At 63.7% G+C, this 20518-nt stretch carries 19 protein-coding genes and 3 pseudogenes; 14 read left to right on the top strand and 8 right to left on the bottom strand.

What is annotated here, in order from left to right; genetic code table 11:
* Positions 1–11 precede the first annotated feature (11 nt).
* Together OKW28_RS09475 and OKW28_RS09470 are read right to left on the bottom strand one after the other, a co-directional pair.
* Positions 12–893, bottom strand: a complete 882-nt coding sequence (locus OKW28_RS09475) for a polyprenyl synthetase family protein (protein ID WP_184057461.1) — start codon at positions 891–893, stop codon at positions 12–14.
* A complete protein-coding gene (locus OKW28_RS09470) occupies positions 890–1198 on the bottom strand; it encodes an exodeoxyribonuclease VII small subunit (RefSeq protein ID WP_090808406.1) in 309 nt (102 codons plus the stop codon). The genes OKW28_RS09475 and OKW28_RS09470 overlap by 4 nt, the downstream gene beginning before the upstream one ends.
* A gap of 319 nt (positions 1199–1517) precedes the next feature.
* On the opposite strand from OKW28_RS09470, the gene OKW28_RS09465 reads away from it, so the two are divergent.
* Positions 1518–2624 (top strand): aromatic ring-hydroxylating oxygenase subunit alpha, encoded by a 1107-nt coding sequence (locus OKW28_RS09465; RefSeq protein WP_429445012.1) that lies wholly within the window; start codon positions 1518–1520, stop codon positions 2622–2624.
* A 149-nt stretch (positions 2625–2773) separates the two neighbouring features.
* On the top strand, positions 2774–3643 hold the full coding sequence (locus tag OKW28_RS09460; RefSeq protein ID WP_429445010.1) for a sulfurtransferase: 870 nt from the start codon (positions 2774–2776) through the stop codon (positions 3641–3643).
* 50 nt (positions 3644–3693) lie between these two features.
* Here the strand turns inward: OKW28_RS09460 and OKW28_RS09455 are convergent, their stop codons facing one another.
* The 3 genes from OKW28_RS09455 to polA all read right to left on the bottom strand — a co-directional run bounded on the left by OKW28_RS09455 (position 3694) and on the right by polA (position 8911).
* Positions 3694–4566, bottom strand: coding sequence for a dienelactone hydrolase family protein (locus OKW28_RS09455; RefSeq protein WP_429445008.1), 873 nt, complete (start codon positions 4564–4566; stop codon positions 3694–3696).
* Between the two features lie 90 nt (positions 4567–4656).
* On the bottom strand, positions 4657–6012 hold the full coding sequence (locus tag OKW28_RS09450) for an NAD(P)/FAD-dependent oxidoreductase (RefSeq protein WP_429445006.1): 1356 nt from the start codon (positions 6010–6012) through the stop codon (positions 4657–4659).
* A 157-nt stretch (positions 6013–6169) separates the two neighbouring features.
* Positions 6170–8911 carry a DNA polymerase I gene (gene polA / locus OKW28_RS09445; RefSeq protein WP_429445004.1) on the bottom strand — a complete coding sequence of 914 codons (2742 nt, stop codon included), beginning with the start codon at positions 8909–8911 and terminating at the stop codon, positions 6170–6172.
* Between the two features lies 1 nt (position 8912).
* Between polA and OKW28_RS09440 the strand changes: the two genes are divergently transcribed.
* The 3 genes and pseudogenes from OKW28_RS09440 (at position 8913) to OKW28_RS09430 (ending at position 10555) form a co-directional block, all read left to right on the top strand.
* Complete coding sequence (locus OKW28_RS09440) at positions 8913–9656, top strand: TIGR00730 family Rossman fold protein (protein WP_035471771.1); 744 nt, start codon at positions 8913–8915, stop codon at positions 9654–9656.
* Between the two features lie 198 nt (positions 9657–9854).
* Positions 9855–10010 (top strand): annotated as a pseudogene (locus OKW28_RS09435) (chromate transporter); the annotation flags it as partial.
* Between the two features lie 48 nt (positions 10011–10058).
* Positions 10059–10555: pseudogene (locus OKW28_RS09430) on the top strand (chromate transporter).
* A gap of 118 nt (positions 10556–10673) precedes the next feature.
* Here OKW28_RS09430 and OKW28_RS09425 read toward each other — a convergent pair.
* On the bottom strand, positions 10674–12200 hold the full coding sequence (locus OKW28_RS09425; protein WP_409259241.1) for an AMP nucleosidase: 1527 nt from the start codon (positions 12198–12200) through the stop codon (positions 10674–10676).
* Positions 12201–12391: 191 nt separating this feature from the next.
* Here OKW28_RS09425 and OKW28_RS09420 point away from each other — a divergent pair, with 191 nt between their 5' ends.
* The 8 genes and pseudogenes from OKW28_RS09420 (at position 12392) to OKW28_RS09385 (ending at position 17784) form a co-directional block, all read left to right on the top strand.
* Entirely contained in the window at positions 12392–12787 is a 396-nt protein-coding gene (locus tag OKW28_RS09420; protein ID WP_429445002.1) for a hypothetical protein, read from the top strand.
* A gap of 213 nt (positions 12788–13000) precedes the next feature.
* Entirely contained in the window at positions 13001–13996 is a 996-nt protein-coding gene (locus tag OKW28_RS09415; RefSeq protein ID WP_429445000.1) for a homoserine kinase, read from the top strand.
* Complete coding sequence (locus OKW28_RS09410) at positions 13987–14793, top strand: BPSS1780 family membrane protein (protein ID WP_187628859.1); 807 nt, start codon at positions 13987–13989, stop codon at positions 14791–14793. Before OKW28_RS09415 ends, OKW28_RS09410 begins: the two co-directional genes overlap by 10 nt.
* A 173-nt stretch (positions 14794–14966) precedes the next feature.
* Positions 14967–15419, top strand: a complete 453-nt coding sequence (locus tag OKW28_RS09405) for a MarR family winged helix-turn-helix transcriptional regulator (RefSeq protein ID WP_429444997.1) — start codon at positions 14967–14969, stop codon at positions 15417–15419.
* Positions 15420–15590: 171 nt separating this feature from the next.
* The gene (locus OKW28_RS09400; RefSeq protein ID WP_429444995.1) at positions 15591–16010 is read left to right on the top strand and encodes an organic hydroperoxide resistance protein; all 420 of its coding nucleotides are present in this window, start codon (positions 15591–15593) and stop codon (positions 16008–16010) included.
* Positions 16011–16196: 186 nt separating this feature from the next.
* Positions 16197–16445 carry a deoxyribodipyrimidine photo-lyase gene (locus tag OKW28_RS09395; RefSeq protein WP_429444993.1) on the top strand — a complete coding sequence of 83 codons (249 nt, stop codon included), beginning with the start codon at positions 16197–16199 and terminating at the stop codon, positions 16443–16445.
* Positions 16379–17280 (top strand): annotated as a pseudogene (locus OKW28_RS09390) (cryptochrome/photolyase family protein); the annotation flags it as partial. The gene OKW28_RS09395 and the pseudogene OKW28_RS09390, both read left to right, overlap by 67 nt.
* 45 nt (positions 17281–17325) lie before the next feature.
* Positions 17326–17784: a TspO/MBR family protein gene (locus tag OKW28_RS09385; protein WP_429444991.1), complete on the top strand. Its 459-nt coding sequence runs from the start codon at positions 17326–17328 to the stop codon at positions 17782–17784.
* A gap of 157 nt (positions 17785–17941) precedes the next feature.
* Here OKW28_RS09385 and OKW28_RS09380 read toward each other — a convergent pair whose 3' ends face one another.
* On the bottom strand, positions 17942–18121 hold the full coding sequence (locus tag OKW28_RS09380; RefSeq protein ID WP_090808381.1) for a DUF3563 family protein: 180 nt from the start codon (positions 18119–18121) through the stop codon (positions 17942–17944).
* Between the two features lie 109 nt (positions 18122–18230).
* Entirely contained in the window at positions 18231–19409 is a 1179-nt protein-coding gene (locus OKW28_RS09375) for an extracellular catalytic domain type 1 short-chain-length polyhydroxyalkanoate depolymerase (RefSeq protein ID WP_429444990.1), read from the bottom strand.
* A gap of 358 nt (positions 19410–19767) precedes the next feature.
* On the opposite strand from OKW28_RS09375, the gene OKW28_RS09370 reads away from it, so the two are divergent.
* The gene (locus OKW28_RS09370) at positions 19768–20469 is read left to right on the top strand and encodes a phosphatase PAP2 family protein (RefSeq protein ID WP_429444988.1); all 702 of its coding nucleotides are present in this window, start codon (positions 19768–19770) and stop codon (positions 20467–20469) included.
* Positions 20470–20518: the final 49 nt, after the last annotated feature.

Genomic DNA, 20518 nt, shown 5'->3' with positions numbered 1-20518 from the left:
GGCTTTCGCGTTCAGCTGACCCGGTTCACCACCAGGTCGGCCAGTTCGGCAAGACGCTGCGCGCGCGCGCCGAACGGCGCGAGCGCGGCGTGCGCGTCGCTGCGCAGTTGCGCCGCGAGCGCGCGCGACGCGTCGAGCCCAATAATCGACACGTAGGTCGGCTTGCCGTCCTTCGCGTCCTTGCCGGCGGTCTTGCCGAGCGTTGCGGAGTCGGTCGTGACGTCGAGAATGTCGTCGACGACCTGAAACGCGAGACCGACCGCGGCGGCGTAGGCGTCGAGCGACGCCAGACCCTGCGCGTCCGGCGTCTCGCCGGCCAATGCGCCCATGCGCACGGCCGCGCGCAGCAACGCGCCGGTCTTCATGCGATGCATGGTCTCCAGCTGCGGGCGGGTCAGCGTGTGGCCGACGCTCGCCAGATCGATGGCCTGGCCGCCGCACATGCCGATCGAGCCGCTTGCGAGCGCGAGTTCGCGTACGAGCGAGGCCTGCTGCGGCCGGCCGAGTACGTCGGACGTGAGCACAATGAATGCCTGCGACTGCAGCGCGTCGCCGACCAGCAGCGCGGTCGCTTCGTCATACTTGACGTGGACCGTCGGCTTGCCGCGGCGCAGTTCGTCGTCGTCCATGCAGGGCATGTCGTCGTGCACGAGCGAGTACACGTGAATCATTTCCAGCGCCGCCGCCGCCGCATCGAGGCATTCGGCACGCGCGCCGGTCAGCTCGCCGGCCGCGTGGCACAGGAGCGGCCGCACCCGCTTGCCGCCGCCGAGCACCGCATAGCGCATCGCCTCGTGCAGCCTGGCGGGTTCGGTCGTCTCGGCCGGCAGATAGTGTTCCAGAGCCGTTTCGACGCGTTCGAGCACCGAGCGCGTCCATTGTTCGAATGTCATAGGTCGTCCCCGCTCTCAGTCGCGGCTGTTCCTGCGGTATTCATGGGCAGCGGCTTGAGGGTCTCGCCATCGAGGACCCGCACCTGCTGCTCGACCTTTTCGAGCTGCTGTTGACAGAATGCGACAAGTGCCGCCCCGCGACGGTAAGCGGCCAGCGATTCCTCGAGGCTCAGACTGCCACCTTCCATGCGCGCGACGAGCTCTTCCAGTTCGGTCTGCGCGGCCTCGTAGTTCTCCGGCAGCGGCGCGCTATCGCCACTTTCGGCTGGTGCGGCGGCGGAATCGTTCGATGCGGTCTTCGCCATGAATAGTCGCAAAATTAAAACAAGTCGGACATTCTACGGCAAAAGCGACATTTTCGATCCGCTCGCCGGCCTGCGCCCCGCCGTGCTGTCTCGCATCGAGCCTGTCCGATGCCACCCTTGCCCCGCTTCGACCCTGAAGTCTCGCAGAAAAAAAGCTCGAGGTCTGCGGCGAAAATGCCGAACTTTCTTGACATTTTTAACCCAAATCAGGGACTTAAGTGCCCCTGTCACAGGGAAACGGGTATAATTGCGGGCTCCCTAAATCGAATCTTCGATGGTTGGGTTGTTCACTGCTTTCACGTCTTCATCGGGAGTGGGAATGTCCAATCTGAGCAATGCATTGCAGTTGCGGTCTGTTCACAGCCAGCTGCCAGTCACGGCTTACTTTGACGAAGCGCTTCTTACGCGCGAAATCGACACCCTTTTCAAGAAAGGTCCTCGCTACATCGGCCACGATCTCATGGTGCCCGAATCGGGGGATTATTTTGCCTTGCCCAGCGAACGCGAGGGGCGGATACTCGTCCGTAACCAGCAGTCGCAAGTCGAGTTGCTGTCGAACGTGTGCCGCCACCGGCAAGCCATCATGCTCAACGGCCGCGGACAGACGCAGAACATCGTCTGTCCGCTGCATCGCTGGACGTACGACCTGAAGGGCGAGCTGCTCGGCGCGCCCCATTTCGCCGACAACCCGTGCCTGAATCTCGGCGCCACGCCACTGCAAAACTGGCAAGGTCTGCTGTTCGAGGCCCAAGGTCGGGACGTCGCGAAAGATCTCGCACGCCTCGGCACCAAGCGCCACTTCGATTTCTCGGGCTTCATGTTCGATCACGTCGAAGTCCATGAGTGCAACTACAACTGGAAGACCTTCATCGAGGTCTATCTGGAGGACTATCACGTCGCCCCGTTCCATCCGGGCCTCGGCAGCTTCGTCAATTGCGACGATCTGACGTGGGAGTTCGGCGACTGGTACAGCGTGCAGACGGTCGGCGTGCACAAGGCGCTCGAGCAACCGGGCAGCCCGACGTATCGCAGGTGGCACGACGAAGTGCTGCGCTTTCGCGACGGCAATCCGCCCGAGTTCGGCGCGATCTGGATGGTGTACTACCCGGGCATCATGATCGAGTGGTATCCGCACGTGCTGGTCGTGTCGTGGCTGATTCCGCGCGGTCCGCAGAAGACCACCAACGTGGTGGAGTTCTATTACCCCGAGGAAATCGCGCTGTTCGAGCGCGACTTCGTCGAAGCCGAGCGCGCCGCCTATATGGAGACAGCCCGCGAAGACGACGAGATCGCCGAGCGCATGGACGCCGGCCGCCTCGCGTTGATGGAGCGCGGCGAATCACAGGTCGGACCGTATCAGAGCCCAATGGAAGACGGTATGCAGCATTTCCACGAGTTTCTGCGGCGCGAACTCGGCACGGTCTGATCCGCGCCGCGTGGCGCATCGATCGACTCAAGGAAAGACGGGCTTCGACCCGTCTTTTTTTGTTTAGACTACCAACATAGACCGGCCATTCGCCAGCCGCGTGAACGACGCGGCCCGCAGCCGCCATCGCCCGTATCGAGGAGACGCTCATGCCCCACACTCATTACACCACCCTGATCTCCGCGACCAATCTTGCCGAGCGGCTCACGGCCGCGCCGGGCAGCGTGTTCGTGATCGACTGCCGGTTCGACCTCGCCGATACCGACGCGGGCGAGAAAGCCTGGCTTGCCGGCCATCTGCCGGGCGCGCACTATCTGCATCTCGATCGCGATCTGTCCGGGCCGACGAACGGCTCGAACGGCCGGCATCCGCTGCCCGATCGCGCGCGGCTCGTCGAAACGCTGGAGTCGCGGGGACTGAAGCAAGGTCAACAGGTCGTCGCATATGACGCACAAGGCGGCATGTACGCGGCGCGCGTCTGGTGGCTGTTGCGCTGGCTCGGTCACGACGCGGTCGCGCTGCTCGACGGCGGGCTGCAGGCATGGGAAGCGGCCGGCCAACCGCTGACGCAGGACGTGCCCGCGCAGAACACCGGCGACTTCAAGGCGGCCGCGCCGCTCGCCGTGACCATCGATACCCAGGCGGTCGAGCGCAACCTCGGTTCGAAGGAGCGAATCGTCGTCGATGCGCGCGCGGCCGATCGCTATCGCGGCGAAAACGAGACGCTCGACCGCGTCGGCGGCCATATCCCGGGCGCGCTGAACCGCTTCTTCAAGGACAACCTGACCCCCGACGGCCGCTTCAAGCCGGCGCACACACTGCGCGAGGAATTCCACGCGCTGCTCGGCGACACGCCGCCCGAACACGTGGTGCTGCAGTGCGGCTCCGGCGTGACCGCCTGCGTCAATTCGCTTGCGATGGAGGTTGCCGGCCTGCATGGTTCAGCGTTGTACGCGGGCTCTTGGAGCGAATGGAGTTCCGACCCGAAACGGCCGGTGGCGACGGGGGCGAAACCTTGAGCGCGAGCCGCCGCAAGTCGTAACCAGACGCGACAAATTCGAGCAGCGCTTCATGCCACGCCATGCTGCTTGAACCACACGAGCGTACGACGCCAGCCATCCTCGGCATCGGCCTTCTTGTAGCTCGGACGGTAATCGGCGAAAAACGCGTGACCTGCGTCGTCATATACGACGAACTGCGAGCCGCGTCCCGCTTGCGGCCCTTGCGCGATCGCCTGCTTCATCTGCTCGAGCGTGTCCTGCGGAATGCTTTGATCCTGGCGTCCATACAAGCCGAGCACAGGCGCATGCAGGTCGGCGACGAGATCAAGCGGATTGGCCGGCGTCATCGCATTCTTCGCGCCGGTGACGCGACCATACCAGGCGACGCCTGCCTTCACGCGCGGATTGTGCTCGGCATACAGCCACGAGATGCGCCCGCCCCAGCAGAAGCCGTTCACGCCGAGCCGGTTGAGGTCGCCGCCATTCTCGCCGGCCCACGCGGCGGCCGCGTCGAGGTCGGCCAGCACCTGCTCGTCTGGCACCTTGCTGACCAGTTGCTCGTCGAGTTGCTGCATGCTCGTATAGACAGTCGGATCGCCCTCGCGCTCGTACAGGTTCGGCGCGATCGCCAGATAGCCCTGCTTCGCGAAGCGCCGGCAGACGTCGGCGATATGCTCGTGCACGCCGAAGATTTCATGCACGACGAGGATCACCGGCAGATGCGTCTTGCCCTTCGGCTGCGCGCGATAAGCCGGTATCAGCGTACCGCCCGAATGGAACGCCACTTCCCCTGCTTCGAGACCGTCGCTATCGGTATGGATGGTTTGCGCCGAGACTGGCAGCACCGCCGCCGCGAAGCCGGAACCCAGCGTCGCCTTGATGAAGGTGCGCCGATCGAAAGGAACGTGCGGGATCAGACAGTCGACTTCAGGCTTCAGCATGGGGCGCTCCTCGAAGTATTGTTAGAGGCAACAGGATACGCCTTGCGCGCATCCCGTTGCACATTCAACTGAGGAGATCGTCGGCGCGCGTCAGTGCAGCTTGACGCGCGGCAGCGTGGTACGGCGCAACCAATGCGCGAAGGTGTCGAGCACCATGCGCGGATAGCCGTGCAGCGCCGCGATATGCAGCCGGTACAGCGACATATACATGAAGCGCGCGAACAGCCCTTCGATCAGCATATTGCCGCCGATCACCCCGCCCATCAGATTGCCGACCGCGCTGAAGTGGCCGAGCGAGACCAGTGAACCAAAGTCGCGATAGGTGAATTCCGGCAGCGGCTTGTTGTCGAGGCGCGCCGCCAGTGCCTTCAGCAGAAAGCTCGCCTGCTGATGCGCGGCCTGCGCGCGCGGCGGCACGTTGCGCTCGTTGCCCGGCCACTCGCAGGCCGCGCAGTCGCCGAGCGCGAAGATGTTGTCGTCGATCCCGGATTGCAGCGTACGGCGCACGACCAGCTGGCCGAGCCGGTTGACCGGCAAGCCGTCGAGCTGACCGAGGACCGCCGGCGCCTTGATGCCCGCCGCCCACACGGTCAGATCGGCCCGCACGGTGTGACCGCTCGCGGTGCGGATGTAGCCCGGCGCGACCTCGGCCACCGTCTCGCCGATCATCAGCTTCACGCCGAGCTTGGTCAGTAATTCGGCGGTGGCCGTGGAAACGCGCTCCTGCAACGCGGGCAGAATGCGCGGCCCCGCCTCGATCAGCACGATGCCGACGTCATGCCGCGGATCGAGCTTGTGCAAGCCATACGCGGACAAAACCTGCGCGGTATTGCGCAACTCCGCCGACAACTCGACCCCCGTCGCGCCGCCGCCGACGATCGCCACCTGAATGCGCGGCTCGCTGGACGTCCACGTGCCGGGGCCCGGTCTCGACTCGACGGGTTCGTGCGCCTGATGCTCGGCGCGCATGCACGCCGCTATCAGGCGCTTGCGGAAACGCTCTGCCTCGCTAACCGTATCCAGTGCGATGGAGAATTCGGCCGCTCCCTTGACGCCGAAGAAGGCCGTGGTACTGCCAATCGCGATGATCAGCGTGTCGTACTCGAGCTCGCGTTCGGGCAGCAGTTCAGCACCGTCGTCGTCCAGCACGGTGCCGAGCGTAATGCGTCGGTTCGTGCGGTCGAGTGCGGTCAGGTCGCCTTGCTGGAATGCGAAGCCATGCCAGCGCGCCTGCGCCGCGTACGGGAGCTCCTGCGTGAACGGGTCCATGCTGCCCGCCGCCACCTCGTGCAGCAGCGGCTTCCAGATATGCGTCGGATAGCGGTCGACCAGCGTGACCTGGGCCTGCGCGCTGCGCCCCTTCTTGCCGGCCCCATAGCGATCGCCAAGACGCGTCGCCAGTTCCAATCCTCCCGCACCTCCGCCAACGACGATAAATCGATGCATTGCACTTCTCCGTGTAGCCGATGAATTATCTGTCGCGACGCTGCGCATGAATACGCCGTCCTGAACCGATTGTCCTCGACCCGCCTGGGAAGTCACAAGTCGCCAAAACCCATGTGTGACATGCGCACGACGTTATCGTGCGCACGTCACGGGCATGTCAATGCGCTTCCTCCCAGTTCAGGCCCGCACCGACCTCGGCGACGAGCGGCACCTTCAGCGCGGCGACGCCGCACATCAGTTCTGGCAGGCGCTTGCGGACTTCGGACAACTCAGCGTCGGGCACTTCGAGAATCAGTTCGTCATGCACCTGCATGATCATCCGCGTGCCGATCTTCGAGCCTTCGATCCAGTTCTGCACGGCGATCATCGAAAGCTTGATCAGGTCGGCCGCGGTGCCCTGCATCGGCGCGTTGATCGCGGCACGCTCGGCGGCCTGGCGGCGCGGACCGTTGCCGCCGTTGATCTCGGGCAGCCACAGACGGCGGCCGAACACGGTTTCGACGTAGCCCTTCGCCTTCGCGCTCAAGCGCGTCTCGTCCATATAGCGCGCGACGCCGGGATAGCGCGCGAAGTAGCGGTCGATATAAATCTTCGCCGCATCGCGCGTGATGCCGAGGTTCGACGCGAGTCCGAACGCGCTCATGCCGTAGATGAGCCCAAAGTTGATGACCTTCGCAACGCGCCGCTGATCGCTCGACACTTCGAGCGGCGTCACGCTGAAGATTTCCGACGCGGTGGCGCGGTGAATGTCCTCGCCCTGCGAAAACGCGCGCAACAACGATTCGTCGCCCGAGATGTGGGCCATGATGCGCAATTCGATCTGCGAATAATCGGCGGAGACGAGCTTGTGCCCGAGGGGCGCGATGAACGCCTCGCGGATGCGCCGACCTTCGCCGGTACGCACCGGAATGTTCTGCAGGTTCGGATCGTTCGACGCGAGCCGCCCCGTCACCGCGACGGCCTGCGCGTAGTTCGTATGCACGCGGCCGGTGTGCGGATTGACCATGCGCGGCAGCTTGTCGGTATAGGTCGACTTCAGTTTCGACAGGCCGCGATGTTCGAGCAGAATCTTCGGCAGCGGATAGTCTTCGGCGAGCTTCTGCAACACCTCTTCGTCGGTGGAAGGCGCACCGCTCGGCGTCTTCTTGATGACCGGCAGTTCGAGCTTCTCGAAGAAAATCTGACCAATCTGCTTTGGCGAGCCGAGGTTGAATTCGCCGCCGGCCAGTTCGTACGCCTTGCCTTCGAGTTCGATCAGACGCGTGGCAATCTCACTGCTCTGCTGACGCAGCTTCTCCGCGTCGATCAGCACGCCGGTCCGCTCCATCTTGCGCAGTACGCGCGAAGTCGGCACTTCGATCTCGCGATACACATGGTCGAGCGGCTTCTCCGCGGCGATCTGCGGATACAAGGCCTGATGCAGACGCAGCGTGATGTCTGCGTCTTCGGCCGCATATTCGGCGGCTTTGTCGAGCGCGACTTCGTCGAAGCCGATCTGCTGCGCGCCCTTGCCCGCGACCTCTTCGTACTTGATCGTCTTCACGCCGAGATGACGCAGCGCGAGGCTGTCCATGTCGTGCGTGCGATGCGATTCGAGCACGTACGACTCGAGCAGCGTGTCATGCTCGACGCCGCGCATTTCGATGCCGTAATTCGCGAGCACCTGTTCGTCGTACTTCAGATGCTGGCCGACCTTCTTGTGGTCGGCGCTTTCGAGCCACGGCTTGAGCTTCGCGAGCACTTCGTCGCGCGGCAGTTGCACTGGCGCGTCGGGGCCGCGATGCGCGAGCGGCACATACGCGGCGCGGCCCGCTTCGACCGACAGCGACAAGCCGACGATCTGCGCGATCATCGGATCGAGCGACGTGGTCTCGGTATCGAACGAGGTCAGCTCGGCCGCATTGCTCCTGTCGAGCCACGCGTCGAGCTGCTCCCATGTTTGCACGGTCTCGTAGTGGCGCTCGTGATCGACGGACAACGCGGGGGGCACGTCGGTTTCCGGACCTTCGACCGCATCGGCGATTTCGACTTCTCGCAGCCACGTCTTGAAGCCGTGGCGCGTGAACACCTCGCGCAACTCTTCGCGCGATTCGGGAAGGCTCGGCAAACTCTCCTCGATCGACACGATGTGCCCGGTCAGATCGCAATGACGCTCGACTGTGACGAGCTTGCGCGCCATCGGCAAAAAGTCCAGCGCGCGGCGCAGATTCTCGCCGACCGCGCCCTTGATCTCGCTCGCATGCTCGACGATGCCATCTAACGACTCATATTGCGTCAGCCATTTGACCGCGGTTTTCGGACCGCACTTCTCGACGCCCGGCACGTTGTCGACGGTATCGCCGATCAGCGACAGATAATCGATGATGCGCTCCGGCGGCACACCGAACTTCGCGACCACGCCGTCGCGGTCGAGCGTTTCGTTGGTCATCGTATTGACGAGCGTCACGCGGTTCGACACGAGCTGCGCGAGATCCTTGTCGCCGGTCGACACGACCACGTTCATGCCGAGCTTTTCCGCTTCAGTGCACAGCGTGCCGATCACGTCATCCGCTTCGACGCGATCGATCATCAGCAGCGGCCAGCCGAGCGCACGCACCGCGACGTGAATCGGCTCGATCTGACGGGCAAGATCTTCCGGCATCGACGGACGGTTCGCCTTGTATTCCGGATACCAGTCGTCGCGAAAGGTTTTGCCCTTGGCGTCGAACACGCACGCGCTATACTCTGCTGTGACTTCCTTGCGCATGCGCCGCAGCATGTTGATCATCCCGTAGAGCGCACCCGTCGGGCCACCCTCGGGACCGCGCAGATCAGGCATCGCATGGTAGGCCCGGTACAGATAACTCGAACCGTCGACCAACAGCAGGGTCTTACCTTCAAGGCTTCGTTCTTCAGGCATTATGACTAAGAGAAAAGTGATTCCGAGTCTGCGATCGCTCGCAGATCAAGAGCGCGCAACGGCCAAGAAAGCCCGCGCATCGTGGCAGATGTTCACGATTATGGCAGAGTTTATCGAGGCGACCGAGTACCTGTCGGAGATTCGCCCGGCGGTCAGCATCTACGGTTCGGCGCGCCTGAAACCGAACTCGCCGTACTACAAACTCGCCACGCAGATCGCGCGCAAATTGTCGGATGCTGGCTTCGCGGTGATCTCCGGCGGCGGCCCCGGCATCATGGAAGCGGCCAACAAGGGCGCGCATGCGGGCAAGGCGCCTTCGGTCGGTCTGAACATCGAGTTGCCGCACGAACAGTCGGGCAACCAGTGGCAGGACATCTCGCTGCGCTTCCGCCATTTCTTCACGCGCAAGGTCACGTTCGTGAAGAACTCGGACGCGGTGATCGTGATGCCCGGCGGCTTCGGCACACTCGACGAACTGGCCGAAGTGCTCACGCTGATCCAGACCAAGAAGTCGCGCCATGTGCCGATCATTCTGGTCGGCGCCGAGTTCTGGGAAGGTCTGCTCGCGTGGTTCAAGAGCGCTCTGATTCCGATGGGTTTGATCAATCCGACCGACATCGATCTGATGCAGGTGATCGACAATCCGGACCAGGTGCTCGAAGCGGTGCTCAAGTTCTACGAAGACCGCGAGGAAGGCGAAGTTCATCCGGTCAAGTCGGAAGAAGACCGGATGTTCTACCTGTGATGGCAAGAGGCGGCGCGCCTCGCATTATGCGTAGCACGATGCCCATCGTCGCGCACATGGCGGGCAGCCTTCGGGCTGCCCGCTTTCGTTTTGCAGACCAGTTTCCGGCGCGCTGACTGTCAACCGGATTGGGAACAAATCGTTTGCACGCTTGCCGTCCGGCGCTAACGTGCTTAGCTGGTACTCGAAGCTCGCAATCTGAACGAACTCACCTCACCCGAAGCCGCGCTCGCGCCGACGTTGCGTGAGATCTTCAGCGGTTTTCTCGGCCTCGGTCTCATTTCATTCGGCGGCGCGTTGCCGCTCGCGCGCCGCGCACTCGTCGATGCTGCGACTGCCGCTGCTGCCGACGATGCTCGTGCTCACGCCGCTCAGCATTTATCTTGCTGCAAGGAGCGCGCGATGAACGACACGCTCGTTTCACTTGCGGCGATTTTTAGTCAGCTGTCACTGCTCGCGTTCGGCCGCGGCAATACGATCCTTCCGGAGATGCAGCGGCAGGTGGTCGACGTGCATCACTGGATGCCGGCCAGCGAGTTCAGCGCGCTGTTCGCGCTCGCTCAAGCCGCGCCCGGCCCGAACCAGATGATCGTCACGCTGGTCGGCTGGCATGTGGCCGGCTGGGCCGGCATGCTCGTCACGTCGATTGCGAAGTTCGGGCCGTCGTCGCTCCCGACGATCCTCGCGCTGCATGCGTGGGACCGCTTCAAGTCGTGCCGGTGACGGCCGGCCTCGTCGCGGCGAGCGCGGCGCTGATCGCACGCGCGTCGAATCCGACCGCGATAGCGTGGTCGATTACTGCGTTCACGGCCGTGATGGCGACGAAGACGCGGATTCATCCGCTGTGGCTGCTGGCGGCGGGGAGTTTGATCGGGTTGACCGGTTTCGGGCAGGGTTGAGCCGGCGAGCGTCACCTCGACAACCAACGAAGCCGATTGGTTCCGACGTCGCTCGCGAGCCATCTTCAAAGCGGCACATCCAGCGTAAGCGGGCTGTTTATCAGTGCCTCCGCCTGAGTTACTGAAACGCGACTTCCGCGAAACTCCGCAGCTTGCGGCTATGCAATCGATGCAGCCCATTCATCCGCAGCAGTTCCATCGCCTTCACGCCGATCTGCAGATGCTGATCGACCTGCGCGCGATAGAACTGATCGGCCATGCCCGGCAGCTTCAGCTCGCCGTGCAGCGGCTTGTCCGACACGCACAGCAACGTGCCGTAAGGCACGCGGAAGCGGAAGCCGTTCGCGGCGATCGTCGCGCTTTCCATATCGAGCGCGATTGCACGGCTTTGCGACAGCCGCTGCACCGGCTCGCGATGATCGCGCAGCTCCCAGTTGCGATTGTCGACGCTCGCCACCGTGCCCGTGCGCATCACGCGCTTCAGCTCGACGCCGTCGAGCTGCGTGACCTGCGCGACCGCGCGCTCGAGCGCGACCTGCACTTCGGCGAGCGCCGGAATCGGCACCCACAGCGGCAGATCTGCATCGAGCACATGATCTTCGCGCACATAGCCGTGCGCGAGCACGTAGTCGCCGAGACGCTGCGTGTTGCGCAGTCCCGCGCAGTGGCCGAGCATGATCCACGCATGCGGACGCAGCACCGCGATGTGATCGGTGATGGTCTTCGCATTCGACGGCCCGACCCCAATGTTGATCATCGTGATGCCGCTGCCGTCCGCGCGTTTCAGGTGATAGGCCGGCATCTGCGGCAGACGTGGCGGCAGCGTGCCCTCCTGCGCCTGCTCGCCGAGATTCTCGTTGTAGGTGATGACGTCGCCGGGCTCGACGAACGACGTGTATTCGCTGCGATAGGCGCGCAATTCCTCGTCGTCGGTACGGGCCATCATGCCCCGGCCGAGCTTGACGAATTCGTCGATATAGAACTGGTAGTTGGTGTACAGCACGTAGTTCTGCACATGCGTCGGCGAGGTCGCCGTGTAGTGCTTCAGCCGATGCAGTGAAAAATCGACGCGCGCCGCCGTGAACAACGCGAGCGGATGCGGCTCGCCCGGCAGCGGCTCGTACGTGCCGTTGACGATGCGGTCGTCGAGCAGCGCGAGGTCCGGTATATCGAAGATGTCGCGCATCAGGAACAGGCGCTCGCGGTCCAGATCGCCTTCGAGGTGGATGCCCTCGGCGAACGCGAAATGAATCGGAATCGGCTGGTCCGACACACCGACCTCGATCTGCACGTGATGATTCTTCGCCAGCAGCCGCAGTTGCTCGCGATAGTAGTTGCCGAACAGGTCTGGCCGCGTGACGGTCGTCTCGAACACGCCCGGCCCCGCGACGAAACCGTACGAGCGGCGTGAATCGACGTGCGTGTTGACCTCGGTTCGCACGCGCACGAACGGATAGCAGGCGCGCACGCGATGGTCGAACTGCTCGTTGCGGCGATAGCGCGCGAACGCATCGCGCAGGAACGACGTGTTCGCCTCGTAGATCGCGGCGAGGCGGGTGACGGCCTCGGCCGCGTCGTCGAAGCCTTCGGTTGGGAAGCTGTTGGCGGGAGTCTGCACCGTGCGCTGATTGATATCGTTGTTGATCATCATCGTTCACCCTTTTTGATGAGACGACATTACCACGGAACCCGCTGTTGCCAAATGTCGGCGGCGACGCTTGCAACAGCGCCCGCGAGAACGCGCGCAGGTTGCGCGAAAGCGGCGCAAAATAAGGCTTCGCGCCCGTGCGTCAGGCCGGATTTGCTAGAATCTGGGCACCCAATCGGAGAATCACCATGAAGCTGCTCCTTCCCATCGCTGTTGCGCTGGCTCTGGCCTTCGGCAACGCCGCGATGGCTGCCCAGCCCGTCGACGAACCGCCGGCCGCCGGCGTGCCCCAGTCCGCCAATGAACGGGCCGGTCTGCCGGACCTGGACAAGATCAATCGTCCGGGCGCAGAGGTCAGCTCGAAGGTCGACATCAACGTTCCGCGCACGCCGAGCTTTCACGAAGTCAGCCCGAACGGCACCGAAATCACCGAATTCCGCGACAAGGGCAAGCCGGTCGAAATCAACGTGCAATCGAATTTCGGCACCCGCTACCAGATGAGCGCGTCGCCCGACACGTCGCCCACCGTCCACGACAGCGGCAAGCCCAGTACGCGCTTGCCATCGGTGAATCTCCACTATTGATCGTTACGAAAGCGGCACGCCGGCAACGGCGGCCGCGGCGCGACCGCGCCCCGCTCAACCCGATCGCGGCCGCTGCGCGATGAACCCGCGCTGAATTCGGCGACGCTTGCACTTCGCCGTTCCGCATTCGTCGCCCGCTCCGCCACATTCGTTTGTCTCACCTCGCACTGGCCGCACCGCGCCAGCCCGAACAACCTGATCCGACGTTTCCGCATGGCCGTCTTCACCGCTGTCAACGAATCCCAACTCGCAGAATGGATGAGTCACTACGATCTCGGCGATGTCGTCGAGTTTCGCGGCATTTCGTCCGGCATTGAAAACAGCAACTTCTTTCTGACGACGACGCGCGGCGAATACGTGCTGACGATTTTCGAAAAGCTGACAGCTGAACAACTGCCGTTCTATCTGAACCTGATGCGGCATCTTGCCGCGCATCGCGTGCCGGTACCGGATCCGATGCCGCGTCTCGACGGCGCGCTGTTCGGCATGCTGCACGGCAAACCCGCGACCATCGTGACGAAGCTCGAAGGCGCACCCGAACTCTCGCCGGGCGTCGAGCATTGCGTCGAGGTCGGCCAGATGCTCGCGCGCCTGCACCTCGCGGGCCGCGACTATCCGCGCTATCAGCCGAACCTGCGCAGCCTGCCGTGGTGGCGCGAAACCGTGCCGACGATCCTGCCGTATCTGGAAGGCAAGCAGCGCGATCTGCTGGCCTCCGAGCTTGCGCATCAGGAAGCGTTCTTCGCCTCCGCCGATTACGCGGCAATGCCCGCGGGCCCGTGCCACGCCGACCTGTTCCGCGACAACGCGATGTTCGCTCACGCGGCGCCCGACACCGGCCACGAAGTGCGGCTCGGTGGTTTCTTCGATTTCTATTTCGCCGGCTGCGACAAGTGGCTGTTCGACGTCGCGGTGACGGTCAACGACTGGTGCGTCGACCTCGCGACCGGCAAGCTCGACGCCGAGCGCACCGAGGCGCTGTTGCGCGCGTATCAGACGGTGCGGCCGTTCACCGTCGAGGAAAATCATCACTGGGGCGACATGCTGCGTGCGGGCGCATACCGTTTCTGGGTCTCGCGCCTGTATGATTTTCATTTGCCGCGCGCGGCCGAACTGCTGAAGCCGCACGACCCCGGTCATTTCGAACGCATTCTGCGCGAGCGCCTGCAGGGCGTCGCAAATCCAGGCATCCATACCTCATGCAACTGATCGAAGTCCCCGCGAAAACCGGCTATGTGTGGTTCCGCCAGGGTATCTGGCTGTTCCGCAAGAATCCGCTCGCCTTTCTGACGCTGTTCTTCACCTATTTGCTGGTGATGACGCTCGTGTCACAGATTCCGGTGGTCGGCGGCGTGTTGCCGCTATTGTTCATTCCCGGTGTCGCGGTCGGCTTCATGGCCGCATGCCGCAACACGATCGCGGGCAAACCGGTGTTTCCGACCATCCTTGTCGACGGCTTTCATTCGTATGGCCCGGTGGTCGCGCGGCGGCTGCTCGTGCTCGGCGTGCTGTATGTCATCGCCATGGCGCTCGTGCTGGCCGGCTCGGCGCTCGCCGACGGCGGCATGCTGCTGAAGGTGATGCTCGGCAACGCGTCGATGGACGAGAACACGATCGCCAACAGCAATATCCCGCTCGCGGTGATCACCGCGCTCGCGTTCTACATACCGGTCGCGATGCTGTTCTGGTTCTCGCCCATCCTCGCCGCCTGGCACGACGTGCCGCCCGTCAAGGCCATGTTCTTCAGCGTCGTCAGTTGCTGGCGCAATCGCGGCGCTTTCGTCGTATTCGCGGCGCTGTGGTTCGCAGTCGCAACGGTCGTGTCGATCGGGCTGTCCGCGCTGATGCAGGCGCTCGGCGCGGCCGACTTCGCGTTCGCGATCCTGATGCCCGCGACGATGATCGTCACGACCATGCTGTACTGCTCGTTCTACGCGACCTATCGCGGCTGCTTCGGCGTGCAGACGCCGCAAACGCCGGATCTGCCGACCACGCCGGCGGCCTGATCCGTCGTTCCCGCGCGGGAGCCGTTCTGGCGCCCGCGCGCCGCGTGTTCCGCGCGCATCTTCCCGACGTCTCTGTCGACACACCTGTTCCCGACGCTCGGCATCCTGAATCGACTTGCGGCACAATGGTTTGCGTGCAATCCATTTGCACGCTCTTTTTGCCGAGATGAATCATGACCCAGCGCCCCGCTCTCCCCTTCACGCTCGACGAGCAACTGTGCTTCGCGCTCTACTCGACCTCGCTCGCGATGACGAAAGCGTACAAGCCGCTGCTCGAAAAGCTCGGACTCACGTATCCACAGTATCTGGCGATGCTCGTGCTGTGGGAAACCGATGACATCACCGTCAAGGACATGGCCGCGCGCCTGAATCTCGATCCGGCGACGGTCACGCCGCTGCTCAAGCGCCTCGAAGCGCAGGGACTCATCGAGCGCGCGCGCGGCACCGACGATGAGCGCCTCGTCTACATTCGCCTGACGGGCGCGGGCAAGGCGCTCAAGCGTCAGGCGCGCGACGTGCCCGGCGAAATCTTCTGCGCGACGCAGCAGACGGCGGACTTCCTGCTGCGTCTGCGCGACGACCTCACACGCCTGCGCACGACGCTCAACGACTTCATGGACCAGTAGGGCGATAACTGAAAAGGACTAGTTCCGGTTCCATCGCAAAATTAATTTGTACACAAATGATTTGTGTACTATCTTACTCATATGCTGCTTAGCTAGCGCTTCGCCGGACCGGCGAACCGGCAGCCAGCGGCAAACATGCCAATCGTGACACCCCAGACTAGGAGCTGCACCATGAACATCCTCTACAAGGCAAGCGCAACGAGCACCGGCGGCCGCGACGGCCGCGCCGTATCGTCGGACAATGCATTGGACGTGAAGCTGGCGGCACCGCGTGAACTCGGCGGAAATGGCGCAGCAGGCACGAATCCCGAACAGCTGTTTGCAGCCGGCTACTCGGCCTGTTTCCTGAGCGCCATGAAATTTGTCGCCGGGCAGCGCAAACAGGCCCTGCCGGCCGACACGCAGGTTTCCGCCGACGTCGGCATCGGTCCGAACGACAAGGGCGGCTTCGCGCTCGACATCGATCTGCGTATCACTCTGCCGGGTCTGGCTGCGGACGCTGCCAGGGAATTGGTGGATGCAGCGCACCAGGTCTGCCCGTACTCGAACGCTACGCGTAACAACGTCGCGGTTCGTCTGCACGTCGCTTGAGGTCAGGTCGGCCGTTGCGCCGATCAGCAATGCTCAAGAAGAACCGCTCACGGCGCATTACCCTGCGCCGTCGCGAGCAGCGCCCGCACCCTGCGCAATAGGGCCGGGCGTTGATTTTTTTCGCGCGCACGGCACGCATCCTGCTTAGCCGGTCCTCGACCACCTTCAGCCCGACTGCCTCTCCCGATGACACGCGCCCGCCGCCTGCACGACAGCTTCGACTCCGGCCTCGTCTGGTTCCGCCGCGATCTGCGCAGCACCGATCATGCCGCGCTGTACGACGCGCCCAAGCATTGCGAGCGTGTCTGGGGCGTGTTCGTGTTCGACACGACGATCCTGCAGCCGGTTGTCGATGCCTGGCAGACGCGCCACCCAGGCGAGCCGTTGCAGGATCGCCACACTCGACCAGCTCGGCTTCGCGCCTTGGCAACCTGACGGACTTGCAACTGCCCGCCGGCATGAGCGGCGCCCAACAGCTGCTCGACGATTTCCTCACGCGCATCGACATCTACGCGGAACGGCGCGATTTCCCCGCTGCGAAAAGCCGATCTATCTGTCGGTGCATCTGCGCTTCGGCACGGTGTCGATCCGAACATTGGCGCGGCTCGCGTACGAGATTTCGCTGCAACCCGATGGCAAAGGCGCTGCGACGTTGCTGTCGGGACTGATCTGGTGGAATTTTTACTTCATGGTCCTCGCGCACCACCCGCGCCTCGCGAAAAGCGCGCCGTTCAAGCCGGAATACGAGCAGTTGCACTGGGAAAAAGGCCGCTCGGCCGACGCAGCGTTCGCCGCCTGGTGCGACGGCCGCACCGGCTATCCGCTCGTCGATGCCGCGATGCTGCAGTTGAACCAGACCGGCTATATGCACAACCGTCTGCGGATGGTCACGGCAAGCTTCCTCGCGAAGGATCTCGGCATCGACTGGCGGCTCGGCGAGCGATACTTTGCCGATTTGCTGAACGACTTCGATTTCTCGGCGAACAACGGCGACGGCGGCTGGCAGTGGGCCGCCTCGACCGGCTACGGCGCGCAAACTTATGTTCAATCCGGTCACGCGATCCGAAAAATTCGACCCCGACGGGCGCTTGATCAAACGATATCTACCGCAGCTCGCGAACTTGCCGGCAAAATGGATTCACGCGCGGTGGCTGGCCGGCGCGGAGCGGCTCGCGGAATTCGGTGCATGGTACTGGGCGGGAATTATCCCGAACGGATCGTCGACCAGGCACAGGCCCGCGAGCGCACACTGGCCCGATACGGAAAGTGAGTGCCTGCTCACATTTTTGAATAAGAAGGTCTGAAGGGGGCGAAGATGCGCCGTCTGCCGTCGCTGCTCGTGTTTTTGATCCTGACGCTGGCGGCCGGCTGGGCCGCGAGTCTGTCTCTGCCGGACGTGTGGTACACGGGCCTGCAAAAGCCTGTGTTCAATCCGCCGAACTGGGTTTTCCCACCGGTCTGGACCGTACTTTACGTGTTGATGGCGTTTTCCGCGTGGCGCGTGTGGAAGCGCGACGGCCTGACCGCGGCGATCGTACTGTGGGTCGTGCAACTGGTGTTCAACGCCGCGTGGATGTGGCTGTTTTTCGGCCTGCATCGGCCAGAGACAGCGCTGATCGACATCCTGATTCTGCTGCTACTGATCGTGACGCTGACGTATGTGTTCTGGCGGCGCGATCGTCTCGCGGGCATTCTGCTCGTGCCGTATGTCGTGTGGGTCGCGTACGCCGCGCTTTTGAACTACGCGTTGTGGCAGCTGAATCCGGCTGCTTGAGTGGAGTCCGCCAAGCGGGCGCGAAGGCCGCGCGATGAGAAAAGGGGAGTGCGCGACAGGGCACTAGCCTTGATGACCAACCCCAAACACCAGCGCCTCACCACGCGCCGATGTTCCGATTGCTGACTGCCTGATGCCGATTTTACAGGCAGTCGGCTTAGCCGTAGTGCTGGCTCATCCACGACGGACGCGCGTTCGTCTCTTGATCGAGCTTGCGCATGCGGAATTCGAGATCGTAGAGATCGGTCGCTTCAGCGAGATAGGCGTCAGCGCGCTCCTTCGCGAGCTGGTCCGGCGACTTGGTCAGAAACAGGAACAGGCGGCTGATCAGATACATGGTTCACCTCGGCAATGATAGCTAGGCGTTTACGCCTAAGGGATAACCCGTATTATAGGGAAAACCCTGATTTCATGCCACTACTCATTTTCGAGGTGTTGCTCGGACGTCACCGCCCGACCGACGATGCCGCCAATCCTTCCGCGATGCGGCCCGCGTCCGTACGACGCTGATGCCGGAAAAACTCCCACAGCATGGCGCTCGCGTCCGGGCCCTTGGACGAGTGGAAGGGCAGCGCATCGTCGCCGCCGGCCCATGCGTGACCCAGCCCCTGCACACGACAAACCCGTACCACGCGCCGGCCACCGCGCAGATAATCGCGCATCACGACGCCATTTTTGCGGTCCTCGCGCGTCTCGCCGCCTTTGCGCGCGCCGTTTGCGTCAATGAGGCGGTTCAGACGCAGGAACTGTGTCGCCAACTGGTCCGCGTTGACCGGCGCCACCACATGGTCGGCATCGCCGTGGACGATCAATGCCGGCATGCCTGGGTATTGCGCGACGTTCGTGGTTTCGTCGACGAGTTCCGCCGGCTCGCGACGCGCGCCGCGCCGCATCACGTCCATCGCGGTAATGCCGGAGCGCGCCTCGCCGAAAGCGGGGCCGGAATGCAGCGCGACCGCAGCGAAATGCCCGGGGTACTTGACGGCCAATAGCGCGGTCAGCCCCGCGCCCGCCGAAATCCCCGCCACGTAGACACGCGCGCGGTCAAAGCCGTGTTGCTCGACCAGCGAATCCACCAGCGACACGACCGCACGCGCTTCCGCGCCGCCCGCGTTATCGCCGGCATCGTACCAATGCCAGCAGCGGTGCGAGTGCGCGTGCTTCGATTGCTCCGGATACACGACCGCGAAGCCGTAGCGGTCGGCGAGCAGGTTCATGCGCGTACCCTCGGCGAATTGGTCGATCGACTGCGTGCAGCCATGCAGCATCACGACCAGCGGCATCGCCTCATGCGCGTGCCCGGAAGGGATATAGAGCCCGTACTGCAGGTGATTGACCAGCCGGCCCGGCGCGGCCGGCGCGGAATGGAACGAGCGCGTCCACGCGCCGCTCGCCCACGCGGCCGCGCGTGGACGCACGCGCGACTCGCGCGGCGCTTCGCGTTTCATCGGCGTGCGTAGCGCGGCAGCCGGCTTCAGTGGATGAGCCTTGCTCGACGGTTTGGTGGTGGCGGCGCGAACCGGTCGCGCCTGCGCTCGCTTGGCGGTTTTTTGCGCGTGTTCGGTTTGGATCGCAAGCAGGCGCTTGAAACCACGCAGCCAGATTTTCGACAGGCTTTTTGCCATCGGCGATAACCTCGCAAAAGGGACAAATGTGGACCCCAAAACTGTGGATCAGATGAAGTTGTGCAATGCACAATAACATCATTTTTCTTGCGGTGCTGAACACCAGCGCCGCTCTTCGTGGCCATTTCGATCGTCGCGAACCTTGCCGGGGCCCTGTCGTCAAACCACGTCGATAGCCGTTCGGCAGCTCACATTCGGCGTGCAAAAGCGCTGTGCGCCGCAAGACCGTCGCGCAACACCCGACTATACTGGCGGTTGATTTCCCGACGTGTCGATCCGGGCCGCATCGGCGTTTCGTGCCGGCCGCGCGCCGATTTCCACCAACCCGATTTCACGCGACCCGCGTCGCGCTCCCGCCATGCCCGATTTTCCGATCCACCTGTGGTATTCGATCACCAGTCTCGGCGGCGCCGGCTTGACGCTACCGCTCGCGCTCGCCATCGCGCTGTGGTTGGCGGTCGGCTACTCGTGGCGGCTCGCGGCCTGCTGGCTCGCGCTGCTCGGTACGGCGATCGGCGTCGTGACCGTGACCAAGCTCGCCTTCCTCGGCTGGGGCGTCGGTGTGCGCGAGCTCGATTTCACCGGCGTCAGCGGTCACTCCATGCTGTCCACGGCCGTCTATCCGGTCGCGCTGTTTTTGATGCTATTGCCCGCGCGCCGCGCCGTCCGGCTGCTCGGCGTGCTCGGGGGGCTTGCCGCCGGCCTGGCGGTGGGCTTGTCGCGCGTCGTGCTGAGCGCGCATTCGCCGTCCGAAGCCGTGACTGGCTGCCTCGTCGGCGCGCTCACCGCGCTCGTGTTCGTGCGCATCGCGTGGAATGCGGAGCCGGGCCGGCTGTCGGCGCTCCCGGTCACCGTCAGCCTGATGGTGCTGGCAATCCTGATGCACGGCGTGCACGTGCCCACGCAGCGCTGGGTCACGCATATCGCATTGAAGGTGTCCGGCCACGACCGGCCGTTCATTCGCGCGAAATGGCGGTCCCCCCGCGACATTCGACCGTCGGCCGCGCCGCTGTCGCAAACGCGCAATACGCTTGAGCTGATGCGCGCGTCGGACATCTGAGCACGCTGCGCCGGCCCTTCCGCCGCGTTTTCAAGCTTCCCTTTACAGT

Source organism: Paraburkholderia sp. 40, from assembly GCF_050434105.1.
In the GTDB taxonomy this organism is placed as follows: domain Bacteria; phylum Pseudomonadota; class Gammaproteobacteria; order Burkholderiales; family Burkholderiaceae; genus Paraburkholderia; species Paraburkholderia tuberum.
This window is presented reverse-complemented; position numbering and strand designations above follow the sequence as displayed.

Bases quoted from the DNA above. Each gene is read 5' to 3' on its own strand.
- OKW28_RS09475 (WP_184057461.1), bottom strand. From the start codon at position 893: ATGACATTCGAACAATGGACGCGCTCGGTGCTCGAACGCGTCGAAACG.
- OKW28_RS09470 (WP_090808406.1), bottom strand. From the start codon at position 1,198: ATGGCGAAGACCGCATCGAACGATTCCGCCGCCGCACCAGCCGAAAGT.
- OKW28_RS09465 (WP_429445012.1), top strand. From the start codon at position 1,518: ATGTCCAATCTGAGCAATGCATTGCAGTTGCGGTCTGTTCACAGCCAG.
- OKW28_RS09460 (WP_429445010.1), top strand. From the start codon at position 2,774: ATGCCCCACACTCATTACACCACCCTGATCTCCGCGACCAATCTTGCC.
- OKW28_RS09455 (WP_429445008.1), bottom strand. From the start codon at position 4,566: ATGCTGAAGCCTGAAGTCGACTGTCTGATCCCGCACGTTCCTTTCGAT.
- OKW28_RS09450 (WP_429445006.1), bottom strand. From the start codon at position 6,012: ATGCATCGATTTATCGTCGTTGGCGGAGGTGCGGGAGGATTGGAACTG.
- polA (WP_429445004.1), bottom strand. From the start codon at position 8,911: ATGCCTGAAGAACGAAGCCTTGAAGGTAAGACCCTGCTGTTGGTCGAC.
- OKW28_RS09440 (WP_035471771.1), top strand. From the start codon at position 8,913: ATGACTAAGAGAAAAGTGATTCCGAGTCTGCGATCGCTCGCAGATCAA.
- OKW28_RS09420 (WP_429445002.1), top strand. From the start codon at position 12,392: ATGAAGCTGCTCCTTCCCATCGCTGTTGCGCTGGCTCTGGCCTTCGGC.
- OKW28_RS09415 (WP_429445000.1), top strand. From the start codon at position 13,001: ATGGCCGTCTTCACCGCTGTCAACGAATCCCAACTCGCAGAATGGATG.
- OKW28_RS09410 (WP_187628859.1), top strand. From the start codon at position 13,987: ATGCAACTGATCGAAGTCCCCGCGAAAACCGGCTATGTGTGGTTCCGC.
- OKW28_RS09405 (WP_429444997.1), top strand. From the start codon at position 14,967: ATGACCCAGCGCCCCGCTCTCCCCTTCACGCTCGACGAGCAACTGTGC.
- OKW28_RS09400 (WP_429444995.1), top strand. From the start codon at position 15,591: ATGAACATCCTCTACAAGGCAAGCGCAACGAGCACCGGCGGCCGCGAC.
- OKW28_RS09395 (WP_429444993.1), top strand. From the start codon at position 16,197: ATGACACGCGCCCGCCGCCTGCACGACAGCTTCGACTCCGGCCTCGTC.
- OKW28_RS09385 (WP_429444991.1), top strand. From the start codon at position 17,326: ATGCGCCGTCTGCCGTCGCTGCTCGTGTTTTTGATCCTGACGCTGGCG.
- OKW28_RS09380 (WP_090808381.1), bottom strand. From the start codon at position 18,121: ATGTATCTGATCAGCCGCCTGTTCCTGTTTCTGACCAAGTCGCCGGAC.
- OKW28_RS09375 (WP_429444990.1), bottom strand. From the start codon at position 19,409: ATGGCAAAAAGCCTGTCGAAAATCTGGCTGCGTGGTTTCAAGCGCCTG.
- OKW28_RS09370 (WP_429444988.1), top strand. From the start codon at position 19,768: ATGCCCGATTTTCCGATCCACCTGTGGTATTCGATCACCAGTCTCGGC.